This is a genomic window from Thermodesulfovibrio sp. 1176 (assembly GCF_029946585.1).
Taxonomy (GTDB): Bacteria; Nitrospirota; Thermodesulfovibrionia; order Thermodesulfovibrionales; family Thermodesulfovibrionaceae; genus Thermodesulfovibrio.
Genome location: NZ_JARZRZ010000001.1, coordinates 455452 through 470527, shown reverse-complemented (window position 1 = coordinate 470527; position 15076 = coordinate 455452). Strand labels below are relative to the sequence as shown.

Sequence of the window (15076 nt, the reverse complement as noted above, 5' to 3'; positions counted from 1 at the left end):
TCCCCCTAATCTTTTAATTCTTCAAGAACTTTAAGATTCTCTTTTATTTTATCACTTTTAATCAAAAGCTCTTCATATTTTTCTTTATCCCTTTCAACTACTTCTTTTGGTGCATTTTTTATAAAATCTTCATTCATTAACTTTTTATTCAGAAATTTTATTTCTGTTTCAGCTCTTTGAAGTTCCTTTAAAAGCCTCTTTTTCTCCTGCTGTATATCTATCATTTCTTTAACTGGAATATAAATTTCAAAATCTCTTTTTACTGATACAGCAGAGCCTTTCTGTCTGACAATATCTTTACTTATTTTTAATGTTTTCGCTTTGGCAAGTTTTAAAATAAATGTATACCCTTCACTTAAAACTTTTTCAGCATTAATTGATAGTGGTTTAATAAATACTTCAAGATTTAATGAAGGAGATATGTTTAATTCTCCACGAATACTTCTTACTCCAGATATTGCTTGCATTATGTATTCCATTTTTTCCAGGGCTTCTTCATCTCTTGATATCAAATCTTTTGTTGGATAAGAAGAAATCATTAATGAATGTTCTTTTTTTAATATGTTAAGCCAAATTTCTTCTGTTATATAAGGCATAAAGGGATGTAAAAGTTTAATAGTATTTTCAAAAACATAGAAAAGACAATTTACTGTCTCTTCCTTATCTTCGCTTTCAGAGTATAAAATAACCTTTGAAAGTTCTATATACCAATCACAAAATTCATGCCATAGGAATTGATAAATTGCTCCTGCGGCATCATTAAATCTGTATGACTCAAGGGCTTTATTAGTCTCTTCAATAGTATCTGAAAGTTTAGATAAAATCCATTTATTTGTAAATAGATTTAATTCTTCTAATGTGACTTCCCCCTTTGTTCTTAAATTATAAAAATTCATCATAAATTTCATAGCATTCCAGATTTTATTAGCAAAATGTCTGTATCCTTCAACTCTATCCTCTGAAAATTTAATATCTCTTCCCTGAGCTGCAAAGGCTGCAAGGGTGAACCTAAAGGCATCTGCTCCGTATTTTTCAATCATAACAAGAGGGTCTATTACATTTCCCTTTGATTTACTCATTTTCTGTCCCTTTGCATCTCTTACAAGGGCATGAATGTAAACATCTCTGAAGGGAACTTCTTTCATAAATTTCATTCCCATCATTATCATTCTGGCAACCCAGAAAAAGATTATGTCAAAACCTGTAACTAAAACATTGGTAGGATAAAATCTTTTTAAATCTTCAGTTTCTTCTGGCCATCCAAGAGTTGAAAAGGGCCAGAGTGCTGATGAAAACCAGGTATCTAAGACATCGGGGTCCTGAATTATTTCTTCATTTCCACATTTTGGACAGCTCGTGGGTTCATAATAGCTTGCAAAGTGGAAGATTTCTTTCGGAATTTTAATTATTTTTGCTCTCTGTTCAATTTCTTCTTTTGTAATACCTATCTTTCTTAGTTCATTATAAGTACCACCCCATATTTCTTTTCCGTTAAGAGTAATAGGTTTATAAAATAAAATCTCTATCAAATCTCCCTGTTCAATGCCTTTTTCTGTTTTGCATTTTGCACAATACCAGACAGGAATTCTGTGTCCCCACCAAAGTTGCCTTGAAATGCACCAGTCCTTTATATCACGCATCCAGGCATAGTAATTATTAACCCATCCTTCAGGAATAAAACGAATTCTACCTTCCTGAACTACTTTTACTGCTTCTTCTGCTAAAGGTTTTATTTTCACGTACCATTGAACCGTTTGAAAGGGTTCAATTACTGTTTTACATCTATAACAATGTCCAACTGCATGTTTATGTTTTTCCGTTTTTTCAAGAAGTCCAAGTTCTTCAAGATCTGCGATTATTCTTTTTCTTGCTTCATATCTGTCCATGCCTCTGTATTTCCCTGCCTCATCAGTCATTTTCCCTTCTTCATCTATTACGCACACATTAGGAAGATTATGTCTTTGAGCTATCTCTGCATCGTTGAAATCATGGGATGGAGTAACTTTTACAGCACCTGTACCGAATTCCATATCAACTGCGCTGTCAGCAATGACAGGAATTTCTCTATTTATAAGTGGAAGAATTAAAATTTTTCCAATCATATTTTTATATCTTTTATCTTCAGGATTAACAGCAACAGCTGTATCACCAAGCATTGTCTCTGGACGGGTTGTTGCTACTGTGATAAACTGAGTAGAATCTTCTTTTAATGGATACTTTATATAGTAGAGCTTTCCTTCAGTTTCTTCATGTTCAACTTCAAGGTCAGAAAGGGCTGTATGACATCTTGGACACCAGTTTATCAGTTTAAGGTCTCTGTATATTAATCCTTCTTCAAAGAGTTTTAAAAAAACTTCCTTTACAGCCCTTGAAAGTCCTTCATCCATTGTAAAGCGAAGACGTGACCAATCACAGGATGCACCAATTCTTTTAAGTTGTTCTATAATTTTACCTCCACAAGATTCTTTCCACTGCCAGACTCTCTGAAGAAAATTACTTCTTCCAAGCTGATATCTGTTATGTCCTTCAGCCATTATCTGTCTTTCTACGACATTTTGAGTAGCAATTCCTGCGTGATCAGTACCAGGAATCCAAAGTGCACTGTATCCAAGCATTCTTTTCCATCTTATAAGAATATCCTGCAGTGTAGCATTTAAAGCATGTCCCATATGAAGACTTCCAGTTACATTTGGAGGAGGAATTACAATACAGTATGGAGGTTTCTGGGGGTCAGGGTCTGGTTTGAAAAAACTTTTTTCTTCCCAGAAATTATAAAGTTTTGACTCAATTCCTTGAGGACTGTATGTTTCTGTAATAGAAATTCCGTGTTTATACATATTTTTTCTCTAAAACCTCCTCAAATTGTTTTAATAGGTCTCTCAATTCATTTCTAATTTCATTTTTTAAATATGGTTTAATTTTTTCAAATATTTCCTCTGGTGTTTCTTCTTTTACTATTTCTTTTTCTATAACTTTTTTCTCCTCTGGGGCAATCACTTCAGCAACTGTCACTGTTTTTTCTGTTTTATCATCAATTTTTAGCAGAAATTTTATTTTTTCAATCAATGCTTGACTATCAAAAGGCTTTATTAAGAAATCCACCCCTAAATTTTTCAGTTTTTGCAAATCAATAGAAGAATGAAAATTAACAAGTAAAATAATTGGTAAAAGGAGAGAGTATTTATTTCTTAAAGTTTCACAAAAAGTTATGGGATTCATTTCAGCAATGTTTTCATCTAAAAAAACACAATCTGGTTTAATTATGTTAAAATTCTTTAGAAATTCCTCAGGTTCAGCAAATGAATGAATTGAAAAATTATTAGAAAGAAAAGAATTTTTTAAAAAATTTCGAATTAAATTACTTTTTTCAATTATTACCAATCTGTACATTTTATTTCTCCCTTAATAATTCTTCTGCCTGTTTTGTCTTCATTCTTTTTACTAATTCTTGATAAGAGTGATTTCGAATTATTTTATTAAACTGGCTACGATAATTACTAACAAGACTAACTCCTTCAATAACTACATCATAAACTTTCCATTCTTTTCCATTGAAATAAAGTTTGTAATCAATGGGAATTTCTTTTTTGTCTTTTGTAATTATTTTTGTTTTTACCTCAGCATATTTGCCATTTTCAATCCTTTCATCTGTATAAATTATTTCCTCATCAGTATAAGATTCGATTTTCCCGCTATAAGATCTTTCAAGTAGGTCTTTATATAATTCAGTAAACTCTTGTTTCTCCTGCGGGGTTCTCTCTCTCCAGTAAATACCTAAAGAACGCTTCGCCATTTCTTCAAAGTCAAAAACTTTTCCAATTTCATTTCTCAAGGCAGTTCTTCTTTGCTGAGACTTTTTTTCACCTTTGTATTTAGGATCCTTGAGAATACTTATTACATTGTCTACTGTTTTTTTAATCTGTTCCTTAGGTGAAATCGCAGAAAAAGCAATAGATGAAGTAAAAAGTAAAATCAATAAAATTATCAATATCTTTTTCATTACTTAACCTCCCTTTCCTCTTTATCAAGTCCTGATGCATAAAGTAAATTTGCAATTGCCATTTTTTGATTGTAAAGAGCTTTCAGTTGATTTACTCTTGTAGTTGCATAAGCAAGGACAGCATCTGCAAGATCCTTTGTCTCTCCAATTCCCATATCAATATTAGCATCTGCAGTTACAAGCCATTTTTTTGCATTCTGATAAGCCTCATCCATATCCCGAGCAGACTTTGTTGCTTCCTGAAGTTCATAGTAAGCTTTCATGATCTGAACAGGAATACCCTTTTCTGCGAGTTTTTTCTTTTCAAGTACTTTTTTATATTCAATCTCTGCTTCTCTTATCTTACCTTTTGTTATACCGAAATCTATGTTAAGTTTCAAACCAATTACAGCAACAAGCATTGATTCGTTGAGAGGGTCAGAAATATAGGGATTGTGGATTCTATCTCTATTTGTAGCACCTGAAAGAGTACCTTTGACAAGGAGAAATATCTGAGGATAAAGATTGCTCTTTTCAACATCAACCAAAGCCTGTTTTGCTCTTAGCCCTTCTTTTATCTGCGTAATTTCAGGTCTTAAAACAAGAGCTTTTGAAATTAACTCATCAGGTTTTATATATGCTTCCTCATATTTCAAAGGATGGGTTATTATCTCAATATTGGTATTTCTTGGGAGTCCTGTCATAAATTTTATTGCTTCAATTATTATTGCCTCATTTTTATCAATTTCATTTAGATTCCTTTTAACTTCACCAAGATATGTTTTAAGTTTATAAAGAGTCATTTCATCAGCAGAGGGTATGTCTTTTTTTAAATCTTCCTTTGTTTTCTTTATTACTTTTTCAAGTTCTTCTTTAATCTCATTGGTAAGCACTCTTAATTCTCTTATCATAGAAAGACTCCAGTAAAGCTCCTTTGTTTTTAAAATGACCTCTGAACGCCTTTTTTCAAGCTCTGCCTCAGAAACCTTTATACCTGCCTCTGCTGCAGTTTTATATCCTGAAATCTTTCCAAAGGTATAAAGAGGCTGTAAAATCTGCATTGTAATCATACCAAATATACCGTTAATAGAAGTTGATTTTACATCTGTTTTTATCACTGGAGATATTGATTCCTTACGAGCTTCAGGAGACGGACCTCCCAAAGCCATAAGCTCAATCTGGGGATATACTGCAGCATTAGCCTCACCAAGTTTTGCTTTATAAATTTCAACATCCTGTTTATATTCACCAAGTTCTGGATGGAATTTCACTGCTCTTTCAAGGCATCCTTTCAGGTCAAGAATTACTTTGTCTTCGGCAAAACAAACCGATGAAAATAAAACTACAATGAAAACAATTAAAATTTTAAATTTTTCCGAATACATATTTTGACAATACCTCCTCTATATCTATTGATGATTCCGTTTCTCTAATTTTACCGCCTTGAGCTAAATATTGCTCAGACCCACCAGGTGTAATCTGAATATACTTTTCACCAATTAATCCTTTTGTTCTAACTGAAGCAATTGAATCCTCAGGAAGCTTAATTGAATTAAGTATTCTAATTTCAACTACAGCATGATATCTTTCATTAATTGTTACTTTTTCAACAGAACCAACAGGAACTCCTGCTATTTCAACAACAGAACCTTTTTTAATACCTCCAACTTTGTCAAACTCTGCATAAAGAGTATAATATCCTCCGGATAAAAATTCAATTTTACCAAGTTTAAAGGAAAGATATCCCAATGCAATAATTCCTATCAAAACAAATATTCCAACAGCTATTTCAAGATTTTCCCTTTTCATAATCCCCTCCATTTTCTATTCCCATTATAAAATTTTTTACAATAATATTATCACTTTTTTGAATTTCTTCTGGAGTTCCAACAGCGACAATTTTTCCATCATGAAGCATAGCAACTCTGTCAGAAATTTCAAAAATTTCAGGAATTTCATGGCTTATTATTAAGCCGGTGAATCCATAAAGTTTTTGAGTATCCCTTATTAATTTATGGATAGACCTTACTAAAATTGGGTCAAGTCCTGTAGTTGGTTCGTCAAAAAGTATTATTTTGGGATGAGCTATTAATGCTCTTGCAAGAGCAACTCTTTTACGCATTCCTCCACTTAATTCGGCTGGATATTTATACTCCATCCCTTGAAGACCTACATCACTTAATGCCTTCATAACTTTTTCATAAATTTCTTTTTTATTTAATTTAGTTTTTTCAGTTAATGGAAAGGCAACATTATCATAAACAGTCATTGAGTCAAAAAGGGCACCTCCTTGAAAAACAACTCCAATCTCTGCTCTTATTTCATCAAGTTTGCTTCCTTTTAGTTTTGTTATATCTTTACCTTTTATTAATATATTTCCTCTGTCTGGCTTCAGTAATCCAACAATGTGTTTAAGAAGAACAGATTTACCTCCACCGCTTCTTCCAATTACAGCAGTTACCTCACCTTCATTTATAACCAAATTAACTCCCTTTAAAACCTGTTGTTTTCCAAAGGACTTGTGAAGGTCTTTTATCTCTATCATAAAAGAAAGGCTCCAAGCATGTAATCCCAGATTAGGATAACAACAGAGGAGAGAACAACAGCATTTGTTGTAGCTCTGCTTACACCTCTTGCTCCATAACCTGAATTATAACCCATAAATGTGCATATCCATGTAACAAGAAGTCCAAAACTCAAAGATTTATAAAAACCAATTCTTATATCTTCCATATCAACATAAAGCTCCATCTGAGAAAAATATGTTCCCTCAGACAATCCAAGAGCATGCACTGAAACAAGATATCCACCATATATTCCGACAACATCAAATATTGCTGTCAAAAGAGGAAAAGTTAACAAACCAGCAAGAATATTAGGAACAACAACATATTTCATAGGATTTACAGCCATTACAGTCAAAGCATCTATCTGTTCAGTAATTCTCATAATTCCAATTTCTGCTGTCAATGCAGAGCCAGCTCTTCCTGTAACCATAAGAGCACAAAGAACAGGTCCGAGCTCTCTTATAAGAGAAAGAGCAACCACAGGCCCAAGTAAAGCTTCTGAACCAAATTTATTAAGTGCATAGTATCCTTGCAGAGCCAAAACCATTCCACTAAAGCCACCTGTAAATATCACTACAATAATTGATTTATTACCAAAAAACCTTACCTGTCTTAGAAAATTTCTGAATTTAAATGGAGGAGTGAAAATATGGTATAAAGACTCTATCAGAAATATAAACATCTTACCCAAAAACAGCCATAAATCTATAGTTTTTCTGCCTATATATCTGATAATACCTCTCATTGAAGTTTTAAGATATCCCTTTTGTTATTTTTTTGTCAATACTGTGGTATTTCCCTAAAATTGCTGATAGGCATATAAAAAAGTGAGCCTCCTTTTTGTGGATTTTAGTTTTAGGGGTGATATAAAATATCACCCAAATGGTGAAAAAACACACAAAAAAAGGAGGCTCATAAATATGATAAAACAAAATATACTTTCTTTCAAGTTATCCCGCACAAAAGATGAAATAACAGCAAGGTCAGGTTTAGCTCTTTATTCTGAATTCTTCAAAGGGACTTTGTCCCTTTGTATCTACATAAAATTAAATTAAATAAAATTAGGGAGTTTGAGGGACTTTGTCCCTCAAAGATTGGGTTATCCTGCATACTGTTACATTGAACCAATACTTCTTATGCTTAAAGGGGGAGGGAAAACAATAGAGGATTTAAGAGAAATAAACAATGATACTGCATTAAGAAAACTTACTGGGATGGAAAAAATGCCTTCACCATCTACAGTTGGAGATTGGTTAAGAAGGCAGGGAAATTCAGAGGGACTTCAGGCATTATCTTTGTAAAAAATGGAATTATAAAAAGTAAGTAAGTGAGAAATTTTAGATAAAACCACCACTAAAAAGGCAATTTAAGGGGTTTAAAAAACAGTTGAATTTAATAGCTACAATGTAATATATTTAATAGTTATAGGATTAAAACTTTTGGAGGGTAAAATTGGTTAGAATAAGATTAATGAGATTGGGAGCAAAAAAGAAGCCTTTTTACAGAGTTGTCATTGCTGATGCAAAAGCTCGTAGAAATGGTCCTTTTATTGAGATTGTAGGAATATATAATCCTAAAACAGAACCACCAGAAATTAACCTAAAAATGGATAGGGTTAAATACTGGTTAGAAAAGGGCGCACAGCCATCTGATACGGTAAAAAAATTAATTGAACGAGTTTCTGCTTAACATACCCATTTGGGTATTTACTACTCTTTTGCACGGAGGTTAGAACATGAGCATGAAGACACTGATTGAGACAATGGCTAAGTCACTGGTGGACAAACCAGAGGAGGTTAAGGTAACAGAGATTGAGGGAGAGAAAACTACTGTTTATGAACTCAGAGTTGCACCAAGCGATCTTGGAAAAGTGATTGGAAAACAGGGAAAAACTGCAAGGGCTATGAGGACTATCTTAGGTGCCGCAGGTACTAAAGTTGGCAAAAGATGTGTCCTTGAGATTTTAGAATAGTCCTATCATTGAAATGACAATAAAGGGCGTGCATACACGCCCTTTTCTTTTATGAAAAAATTTGATGTTTTAACTATATTTCCAGAGTTAATTGAATGTTATTTAAAGTACGGGGTACTTGGTAAGGCATTAAAGAAAGGATTGGCAGAGGTGAAAATATATAATTTGAGAGATTATACATCAGATAAACACAGAAAAGTAGATGATTACGCTTATGGTGGCGGAGCAGGAATGGTTATGCAGATAGAGCCCTTTTATAATGCAATAAAACATCTTAAAAGTAATAGCAATCCCAAAAAGTTTATTTTACTTTCTCCACAGGGTAGAAGATTTAATCAGAAGGTGGCTCAAGATTTTTATGAAAATCAAAAAGAATTAGTTCTTATCTGTGGTAGATATGAAGGGATTGATGAGAGAGTTAAGTTATTTATAGATGATGAAATTTCAATTGGTGATTATGTTTTAAGTGGTGGTGAGCTTGCAGCATTGGTTATAATAGAAAGTGTTGTAAGATTGATTCCTGAAGCATTAGGAGATGAGCTGTCAGCAAAAGAGGATTCATTTATGAAAGGATTTTTAGATTATCCCCAATATACAAGACCTGAAGAATTCGAAGGGATGAAAGTTCCAGAGGTTCTTTTAAGTGGAAATCATAAAAAAATTGAGCTATGGAGAAAAACTGAAGCAATAAGAAAAACTTTAATTCAAAGACCTGATTTACTAAAAAATTTATCTAATGATGAACTGAGAATATTAAAGGAGCTTTGCTCTGAAATAAATAGAAAAATTCTGGAGGGAGAAAATGAACCAGTTAATCATTAAATCAATAGAAGAGAGATTTAAAAAATCTGATATTCCTAATTTTAGACCCGGGGATACTGTAAAGGTTCATGTAAAAGTTAAAGAGGGTGATAAGGAAAGAATTCAAGTTTTTGAGGGAATTGTAATCGCAAGAAGAGGCTGTGGCTTAAGAGAAACCTTTACAGTAAGAAAAATTTCCTTTGGAGTTGGAGTTGAGAGAGTATTTCCTCTTCACAGCCCAATTATTGACAAAATAGAGATAGTAAGAAGAGGAGATGTGAGAAGAGCAAAACTTTATTACTTAAGAACAAAGAAGGGTAAAGAGGCAAAGGTTAAGGAAAAAACAAATTATTAGAGGACTGAACCCTTTGATTTCGAATAATTCTAAAGCAGTTGATTCGTATTTTGCCTTTGATAATAAATTCAGACAAGAAGGTTATAGTGTCATTGCTGGAATAGATGAGGCAGGAAGAGGATGTCTTGCAGGTCCTGTAGTTGCAGCCTGTGTTAGTTTCAAGGAGCCTGTTTTTATTAAAGGAATTAGGGATTCTAAGGAATTATCTTCAGAAGAAAGGGAAAGCCTCTTTGAAGAAATAATCAAGTATGCCTTTGTTGGAATAGGAATTGTTGATGTAAATCTAATTGACAGAATTAATATTCTTGAAGCAACACGTCTTGCAATGATTCAAGCCTTTGAAAAGCTTGGTAAGAAAGTAGAATTACTTTTAATAGATGCTTTGGAATTACCAAATATAAAAATTCCTCAAAAAAATATAATCAAAGGAGATCAAAAAAGTGCTTCAATTGCAGCAGCAAGTATTATAGCTAAAGTTACAAGAGACAGAATAATGTGTGATTACCATAAAGTATATTCTAATTATGGCTTTAATAAACATAAAGGATATGCTACAAAGGAGCATTTATCAGCATTAAAAAAATTCGGTCCTTCGCCAATTCACAGAAAGAGCTTTTCATCAGTAAGACAGTTAGTGTTATTCTAAATTAATGAAACGCCTTCACATACAAGTTAAAGGTGTTGTACAGGGAGTTGGTTTCAGACCCTTTGTATACAATCTTGCAAAAAAACTTAATCTCACTGGATTTGTCACAAATACATCAAAGGGTGTAACAATTGAAATAGAAGGAGAAAAAGTATCAGAATTCATTGAAAAACTCAAGAATGAGCCTCCTCCTCTTGCAAAAATATACTCAATAGAGACAAAAGAACTTCCTTTAAATAACTACAAAGATTTTGAAATCATTGAAAGTATTGATGATGCAGGATTTACCCATGTTTCTGAGGATGTATCCATCTGTGCTCATTGTCTAATGGAACTTTTTGATCCATCAGACCGAAGATATCTCTATCCCTTCATAAACTGTACAAATTGCGGTCCCCGTTATACAATTACGACTAAAGTTCCCTATGATAGACCAAACACAACAATGGCGGTATTCAAGATGTGTCCAGAATGCATGAGAGAATACAAAGACCCTTCAAACAGAAGATTTCATGCCCAACCAAATGCATGCCCAGTATGTGGTCCTCAGGTAAGTCTCCTTGTGAAAACTAAAGAAGGAGCAAAGGAAATTGAAAATCCAATTAAAGAGGCAATCAGATTTATCAAAGAAGGAAAAATTCTTGCAATTAGAGGGCTTGGTGGCTTTCATCTATGCTGTGATGCAAAAAATCCAGAAAGTATTGAAAATTTAAGGAAAAGAAAGAAAAGAAGTAACAAACCTTTTGCACTGATGTCACCGGATATTGAATCAATAGAAAAATTTTGCTTTGTTTCAGAAGAGGAAAAAAAAATCCTAACTTCTCCGATGAGACCTATTGTTTTACTTAGAAAAAGAACAGATTGTCTTCTTCCAGATTTGCTTGCACCAAATAATTCTTATCTTGGCTTTATGCTTCCCTATACGCCATTACATTATTTGTTATTTTATTATCCAGAGGACACCTTTTTGTCATTCCGAGGGTCTCAATGCTCTGAAGAATCCCTTAAAATAATGAGGAGATTCTTCGCTGATGCTCAGAATGACATAGGAAAGGTAGAGATTCTTCAGTCGCTTAAGCTCCCCCAGAATGACATAAAACGAACATCTGCTCATTTTGAAGCACTTGTGATGACAAGCGGAAATATTTCAGAGGAACCTATAATTACCAAAAATGAAGAGGTACTGGAAAAACTTTACAATGTTGCCGATGCCTTTTTGCTTCATAACAGAGAAATATTCATGCGGATAGATGATTCAGTTGTAAGGGAACTAAATGGAAAAATCTATTTTATTAGAAGAGCAAGAGGATTTGTTCCAAAGTCAATTTCCCTTAAAGAAGAATTACCCGAGGTTTTAGGTGCTGGTGCTGACCTTAAAAATACCTTCACTTTAATAAAATCAAACTATGCAATAATGAGTCAACACATTGGAGATATGGAAAATTTGGAGACCCTTCAGTTTTACGAAGAGGTTTTAAAAAATCTAAAATCAGTTTACAGAATTGAACCAATTGCTTTAGGACACGACCTTCATCCTTTGTATTATTCAACTCAATGGGCAAAGGAGCATGCTCAAAAGAGGAGACTGCAGAGTTTTGCCCTACAACATCATTACTGTCATGTTGCATCTATTATGGCTGAATACGGGCTTGAAGAACTCTTTGGAATAGCCTTTGACGGAACAGGATACGGCACAGATGGAACCATCTGGGGAAGTGAGTTTTTATATTGCACAATACAGAACTTTCAAAGACTTGCCCATTTTAAACCCATAAGTTTACCAGGTGGAGAAAATGCCATTAAGGAATGTTCAAGAATAACACTTTCTTTGATTGACGATGCCTTTGGTGAGGATTTAGAATTGATAAAAAAATTGCCTCTTACAAAGGTTCTATCTGAAGAAAAAATTAGACAGATACTTAGACTGAAAAAGTTGAAACAGTTTAGCCCTCTTTCATCGGGGCTTGGAAGACTTTTTGATGGAGTCTCCTCTCTTATCGGAGTTTGTCATTACAATACTTTTGAGGCAGAGGCAGCAATTGCTCTTGAAAGCTTAATAGATAGCGGAACGGAGTTTTCCGAAAAAGCTTGTTATGACTTTAATTTTATAGAGAACTATAGTAAGGAGGAGATTCTTCGCTCCGATCAGAATGACAGAAAACAAATAACAGTTGATTATACTCCTATGATAAAGCAAATCATTGATGATTTTTTAAATGGTAAAACTGTTGCCACCGTATCATGGAAATTTCACAACACAATTATAAAAATAATAATGCAACTAAGCCTTTATTTCAAAGAAAAATATGGATTTGACCATGTTGGCTTAAGTGGTGGAGTCTTTCAGAATGCTTACCTAATTAAGGAAAGCATTAAAGTATTGAAAAAAATCGGATTAAAACCCCTGATTCATCTTAATTTTCCAAGCAATGATGCCTGTATATCTCTTGGACAGGCATATATAGTTGCAAAAAGAATTAAAAATTAAGGCATTTCTGAGATTCTTTCAGGATTTTCTAAAAACCATGTCATCAAGCATATTTCTATCGGACGAAAACCATTAATTTTGGCAATATTTTCAACAGTTTTAATAAAGTTCAAATTATCATTTACAGGCATCTCGCCAGTCTCTATGAGAATTCTATTGATAACTTTTTTTACAATCTTGTCTGGCATAACTGTATCCACTCCTCCCATCATTCTCAGATATTGATATGTAATTAAACCTACACCTTTGATTTTTCCAATCGGATCATTTTCCCATTTATCAATAGATGCATTTTTTGCCCATATTCTAAGTGAATTTTTATCATCCTTTGATAGTGTTGACAGATATTGAGCAATCTCTTTTGCTACCTGCCAGGAGCGTTCATTTTTCCATATGTAGAATGCTTTTTTATAGTCAAAATGACAAAAAGATGAAAGTCCTGTAACTTTACCATTTCTAACAAATTCTTTTTCAAACTCTCTAACCTTAGGCAAAACAACCTGAAAATAATTTACTCCCACAGATGTAAAAGCTGCATCAATTACCATCAGTAAAACATTTCCTGACCATCGCTCTGTATTTAAAAAACGGACACCTATACTTTTTAGCTCCTTTAAATTATTGAAATTAATTGAAATTTTAATTTTATGGTCTGAATGCATATTTTAATTAAAAGGTTAGTCCGAAAATCATTAGAATGCCCAGAATTATCAATACTCCACCCAAAAAATAATTGATAAATCGAAATATTTTCATATATTTTTTGAGATATCGCATTGCTGAATCAATTGCGAAGGATGAAATTAAAAAAGGGATGGCAAGTCCTAAAGAGTAAGCTCCAAGCATTTTCATTCCATCTAAAATACTGCTACTTATGCTTGAATAAATTAGAATACTTCCCAATATTGGTCCTATACAAGGCGACCATCCAGCAGCAAATCCGACACCAATAAAAAAAGCTCCTACAGGAGAACTAAACTTCTGAAACTTTATATTTAGTCTAAGCTCTCGCATAAAAAAACCGCTTTTAATTAATCCTATTAAAAGAAAACCAAATATAATTAAAAAAATGCCTCCTATAATTCTCCAAACATCCTGATAATCAAAAAAAATACTGCCAATTAAAGAACTTCCAACACCCATTGCAAGATAAACAGTTGAAAAGCCTGAAATGAATATTAATGTATAAACTAAAATACGAATTTTAGAACCACCTTGAAATATTTCAGTTGTAGAAAGTCCTGTAATAAGAGAAATGTAAACAGGAAGAAGAGGAAGAACACAGGGAGAAAAAAAACTTAAAAAGCCACCTATAAAAGCAGTAGAAACACTTATATCATTCATCTACCACACTCAGTGGGGTCTCCCTTAATTTTATCTAAGGCATGGGGAAGTGCATCTATTACTACTTCTAAAGACTCCTTTACTGCCTTTGGGCTTCCGGGAAGATTTATTATTAAAGTTTTTCCTTTAATTCCTGCAATAGCTCTTGAAAGTATAGCTGTTTTTGTTTTTTTATATCCCTCTGATCGCATTGCCTCTGCAATACCTGGGATTTCCCTTTCAATAACTTCACGAGTAACATCTGGAGTAACATCTCTTGGATGAAGGCCTGTTCCGCCATTTGTAAGAATTAAATCAGCTTTTGATATTATTTCCAAAATTGCCTGTTTTATTTCTTCCTTTTCATCTGGAACAATTTTGTATGATACAATCTCCGCCCATGAGGAAACCATTTCTTTAATTACTTTTCCACTTAAGTCCTCCCTTTCTCCCTTTGAACCTTTGTCCGAAACTGTTATTATGGCAACTTTGTATTTCATAGTATGGTTATGCTATCTCCAACCTTAATTTTGCCACCCTTTAAAACTTTCGCAAAAACGCCTTCACGAGGCATTATACAGTCACCTACAATTTTAAAGATTTCACATTTACTGTGGCATTTTTTACCATGCTGAGTAATCTCTAAAATGCACTCTCCAATCTGTAATTTGGCTCCTAAAGGAAGACTTAACAAATCAATGCCTTCAGTGGTGATATTTTCTGCAAAATCTCCATAATTAAGGAGCATTCCTTTTTCTTTCATTTTTTCAATGCTTTCAATAGCAAGAAGACTTATCTGTCTGTGCCAATGGGAACCTCCATGGGCATCTCCTTTAATCCCGTAGTTTTCGATAACATAGGCTTCTTCTATAGCTTTTTTTGTTGTTCCTTTGTTTTCACTAATGTTTATTGAAACAACTTTGCCATGCATGTTGTATTATAAAA

Annotated in this window: 18 protein-coding genes; 7 read left to right on the top strand and 11 right to left on the bottom strand. The window is 33.3% G+C overall.

What is annotated here, in order from left to right; translation table 11 throughout:
- Positions 1-5: 5 nt before the first annotated feature.
- From QI155_RS02540 to QI155_RS02510, 7 genes are read right to left on the bottom strand one after another with little or no spacing between them, the layout of a single operon-like run.
- On the bottom strand, positions 6-2837 hold the full coding sequence (locus QI155_RS02540) for a valine--tRNA ligase (RefSeq protein ID WP_068861245.1): 2832 nt from the start codon (positions 2835-2837) through the stop codon (positions 6-8).
- The gene (locus QI155_RS02535; protein WP_068861246.1) at positions 2830-3390 is read right to left on the bottom strand and encodes a response regulator; all 561 of its coding nucleotides are present in this window, start codon (positions 3388-3390) and stop codon (positions 2830-2832) included. Before QI155_RS02535 ends, QI155_RS02540 begins: the two co-directional genes overlap by 8 nt.
- Before the next feature lies 1 nt (position 3391).
- Positions 3392-4000, bottom strand: a complete 609-nt coding sequence (locus QI155_RS02530) for an ABC transporter substrate-binding protein (protein WP_068861247.1) — start codon at positions 3998-4000, stop codon at positions 3392-3394.
- The gene (locus tag QI155_RS02525; RefSeq protein ID WP_068861248.1) at positions 4000-5364 is read right to left on the bottom strand and encodes a TolC family protein; all 1365 of its coding nucleotides are present in this window, start codon (positions 5362-5364) and stop codon (positions 4000-4002) included. Before QI155_RS02525 ends, QI155_RS02530 begins: the two co-directional genes overlap by 1 nt.
- A complete protein-coding gene (gene mlaD / locus QI155_RS02520; RefSeq protein WP_068861249.1) occupies positions 5345-5788 on the bottom strand; it encodes an outer membrane lipid asymmetry maintenance protein MlaD in 444 nt (147 codons plus the stop codon). Before mlaD ends, QI155_RS02525 begins: the two co-directional genes overlap by 20 nt.
- Complete coding sequence (locus tag QI155_RS02515) at positions 5769-6524, bottom strand: ABC transporter ATP-binding protein (protein ID WP_068861250.1); 756 nt, start codon at positions 6522-6524, stop codon at positions 5769-5771. Before QI155_RS02515 ends, mlaD begins: the two co-directional genes overlap by 20 nt.
- Positions 6521-7291, bottom strand: coding sequence for an MlaE family lipid ABC transporter permease subunit (locus QI155_RS02510; protein WP_068861251.1), 771 nt, complete (start codon positions 7289-7291; stop codon positions 6521-6523). The genes QI155_RS02515 and QI155_RS02510 overlap by 4 nt, the downstream gene beginning before the upstream one ends.
- A 325-nt stretch (positions 7292-7616) precedes the next feature.
- Between QI155_RS02510 and QI155_RS02505 the strand changes: the two genes are divergently transcribed.
- From QI155_RS02505 to QI155_RS02475, 7 genes are all read left to right on the top strand, one after another.
- Positions 7617-7847 carry a hypothetical protein gene (locus QI155_RS02505; RefSeq protein WP_281321018.1) on the top strand — a complete coding sequence of 77 codons (231 nt, stop codon included), beginning with the start codon at positions 7617-7619 and terminating at the stop codon, positions 7845-7847.
- A 151-nt stretch (positions 7848-7998) separates the two neighbouring features.
- The gene (rpsP, locus tag QI155_RS02500; protein ID WP_143600801.1) at positions 7999-8235 is read left to right on the top strand and encodes a 30S ribosomal protein S16; all 237 of its coding nucleotides are present in this window, start codon (positions 7999-8001) and stop codon (positions 8233-8235) included.
- A 52-nt stretch (positions 8236-8287) separates the two neighbouring features.
- Positions 8288-8518 carry a KH domain-containing protein gene (locus QI155_RS02495; protein ID WP_028841925.1) on the top strand — a complete coding sequence of 77 codons (231 nt, stop codon included), beginning with the start codon at positions 8288-8290 and terminating at the stop codon, positions 8516-8518.
- A gap of 51 nt (positions 8519-8569) precedes the next feature.
- Positions 8570-9340, top strand: a complete 771-nt coding sequence (gene trmD / locus QI155_RS02490) for a tRNA (guanosine(37)-N1)-methyltransferase TrmD (RefSeq protein ID WP_068861252.1) — start codon at positions 8570-8572, stop codon at positions 9338-9340.
- Positions 9321-9674, top strand: a complete 354-nt coding sequence (gene rplS / locus QI155_RS02485) for a 50S ribosomal protein L19 (protein ID WP_068861253.1) — start codon at positions 9321-9323, stop codon at positions 9672-9674. Before trmD ends, rplS begins: the two co-directional genes overlap by 20 nt.
- A 13-nt stretch (positions 9675-9687) precedes the next feature.
- The gene (locus QI155_RS02480; RefSeq protein ID WP_254045481.1) at positions 9688-10320 is read left to right on the top strand and encodes a ribonuclease HII; all 633 of its coding nucleotides are present in this window, start codon (positions 9688-9690) and stop codon (positions 10318-10320) included.
- A gap of 4 nt (positions 10321-10324) precedes the next feature.
- Positions 10325-12808 carry a carbamoyltransferase HypF gene (locus QI155_RS02475; RefSeq protein WP_281321017.1) on the top strand — a complete coding sequence of 828 codons (2484 nt, stop codon included), beginning with the start codon at positions 10325-10327 and terminating at the stop codon, positions 12806-12808.
- On the opposite strand, the gene QI155_RS02470 is transcribed toward QI155_RS02475, so the two are convergent.
- From QI155_RS02470 to QI155_RS02455, 4 genes are all read right to left on the bottom strand, one after another.
- Complete coding sequence (locus QI155_RS02470) at positions 12805-13356, bottom strand: hypothetical protein (protein WP_281321016.1); 552 nt, start codon at positions 13354-13356, stop codon at positions 12805-12807. The genes QI155_RS02475 and QI155_RS02470 overlap by 4 nt on opposite strands.
- A 121-nt stretch (positions 13357-13477) precedes the next feature.
- Positions 13478-14152 carry a cytochrome c biogenesis protein CcdA gene (locus QI155_RS02465; protein ID WP_068860491.1) on the bottom strand — a complete coding sequence of 225 codons (675 nt, stop codon included), beginning with the start codon at positions 14150-14152 and terminating at the stop codon, positions 13478-13480.
- Positions 14149-14631: a MogA/MoaB family molybdenum cofactor biosynthesis protein gene (locus tag QI155_RS02460; protein ID WP_068860489.1), complete on the bottom strand. Its 483-nt coding sequence runs from the start codon at positions 14629-14631 to the stop codon at positions 14149-14151. The genes QI155_RS02465 and QI155_RS02460 overlap by 4 nt, the downstream gene beginning before the upstream one ends.
- The gene (locus tag QI155_RS02455; protein ID WP_068860482.1) at positions 14628-15062 is read right to left on the bottom strand and encodes an MOSC domain-containing protein; all 435 of its coding nucleotides are present in this window, start codon (positions 15060-15062) and stop codon (positions 14628-14630) included. The genes QI155_RS02460 and QI155_RS02455 overlap by 4 nt, the downstream gene beginning before the upstream one ends.
- Positions 15063-15076 lie beyond the last annotated feature (14 nt).

What these genes read in the sequence shown, in the direction of transcription:
- QI155_RS02540 (WP_068861245.1), bottom strand. Translation starts at nt 2,837, where the DNA reads ATGTATAAACACGGAATTTCTATTACAGAAACATACAGTCCTCAAGGA.
- QI155_RS02535 (WP_068861246.1), bottom strand. Translation starts at nt 3,390, where the DNA reads ATGTACAGATTGGTAATAATTGAAAAAAGTAATTTAATTCGAAATTTT.
- QI155_RS02530 (WP_068861247.1), bottom strand. Translation starts at nt 4,000, where the DNA reads ATGAAAAAGATATTGATAATTTTATTGATTTTACTTTTTACTTCATCT.
- QI155_RS02525 (WP_068861248.1), bottom strand. Translation starts at nt 5,364, where the DNA reads ATGTATTCGGAAAAATTTAAAATTTTAATTGTTTTCATTGTAGTTTTA.
- mlaD (WP_068861249.1), bottom strand. Translation starts at nt 5,788, where the DNA reads ATGAAAAGGGAAAATCTTGAAATAGCTGTTGGAATATTTGTTTTGATA.
- QI155_RS02515 (WP_068861250.1), bottom strand. Translation starts at nt 6,524, where the DNA reads ATGATAGAGATAAAAGACCTTCACAAGTCCTTTGGAAAACAACAGGTT.
- QI155_RS02510 (WP_068861251.1), bottom strand. Translation starts at nt 7,291, where the DNA reads ATGAGAGGTATTATCAGATATATAGGCAGAAAAACTATAGATTTATGG.
- QI155_RS02495 (WP_028841925.1), top strand. Translation starts at nt 8,288, where the DNA reads ATGAAGACACTGATTGAGACAATGGCTAAGTCACTGGTGGACAAACCA.
- trmD (WP_068861252.1), top strand. Translation starts at nt 8,570, where the DNA reads ATGAAAAAATTTGATGTTTTAACTATATTTCCAGAGTTAATTGAATGT.
- rplS (WP_068861253.1), top strand. Translation starts at nt 9,321, where the DNA reads ATGAACCAGTTAATCATTAAATCAATAGAAGAGAGATTTAAAAAATCT.
- QI155_RS02475 (WP_281321017.1), top strand. Translation starts at nt 10,325, where the DNA reads ATGAAACGCCTTCACATACAAGTTAAAGGTGTTGTACAGGGAGTTGGT.
- QI155_RS02470 (WP_281321016.1), bottom strand. Translation starts at nt 13,356, where the DNA reads ATGGTAATTGATGCAGCTTTTACATCTGTGGGAGTAAATTATTTTCAG.
- QI155_RS02465 (WP_068860491.1), bottom strand. Translation starts at nt 14,152, where the DNA reads ATGAATGATATAAGTGTTTCTACTGCTTTTATAGGTGGCTTTTTAAGT.
- QI155_RS02460 (WP_068860489.1), bottom strand. Translation starts at nt 14,631, where the DNA reads ATGAAATACAAAGTTGCCATAATAACAGTTTCGGACAAAGGTTCAAAG.
- QI155_RS02455 (WP_068860482.1), bottom strand. Translation starts at nt 15,062, where the DNA reads ATGCATGGCAAAGTTGTTTCAATAAACATTAGTGAAAACAAAGGAACA.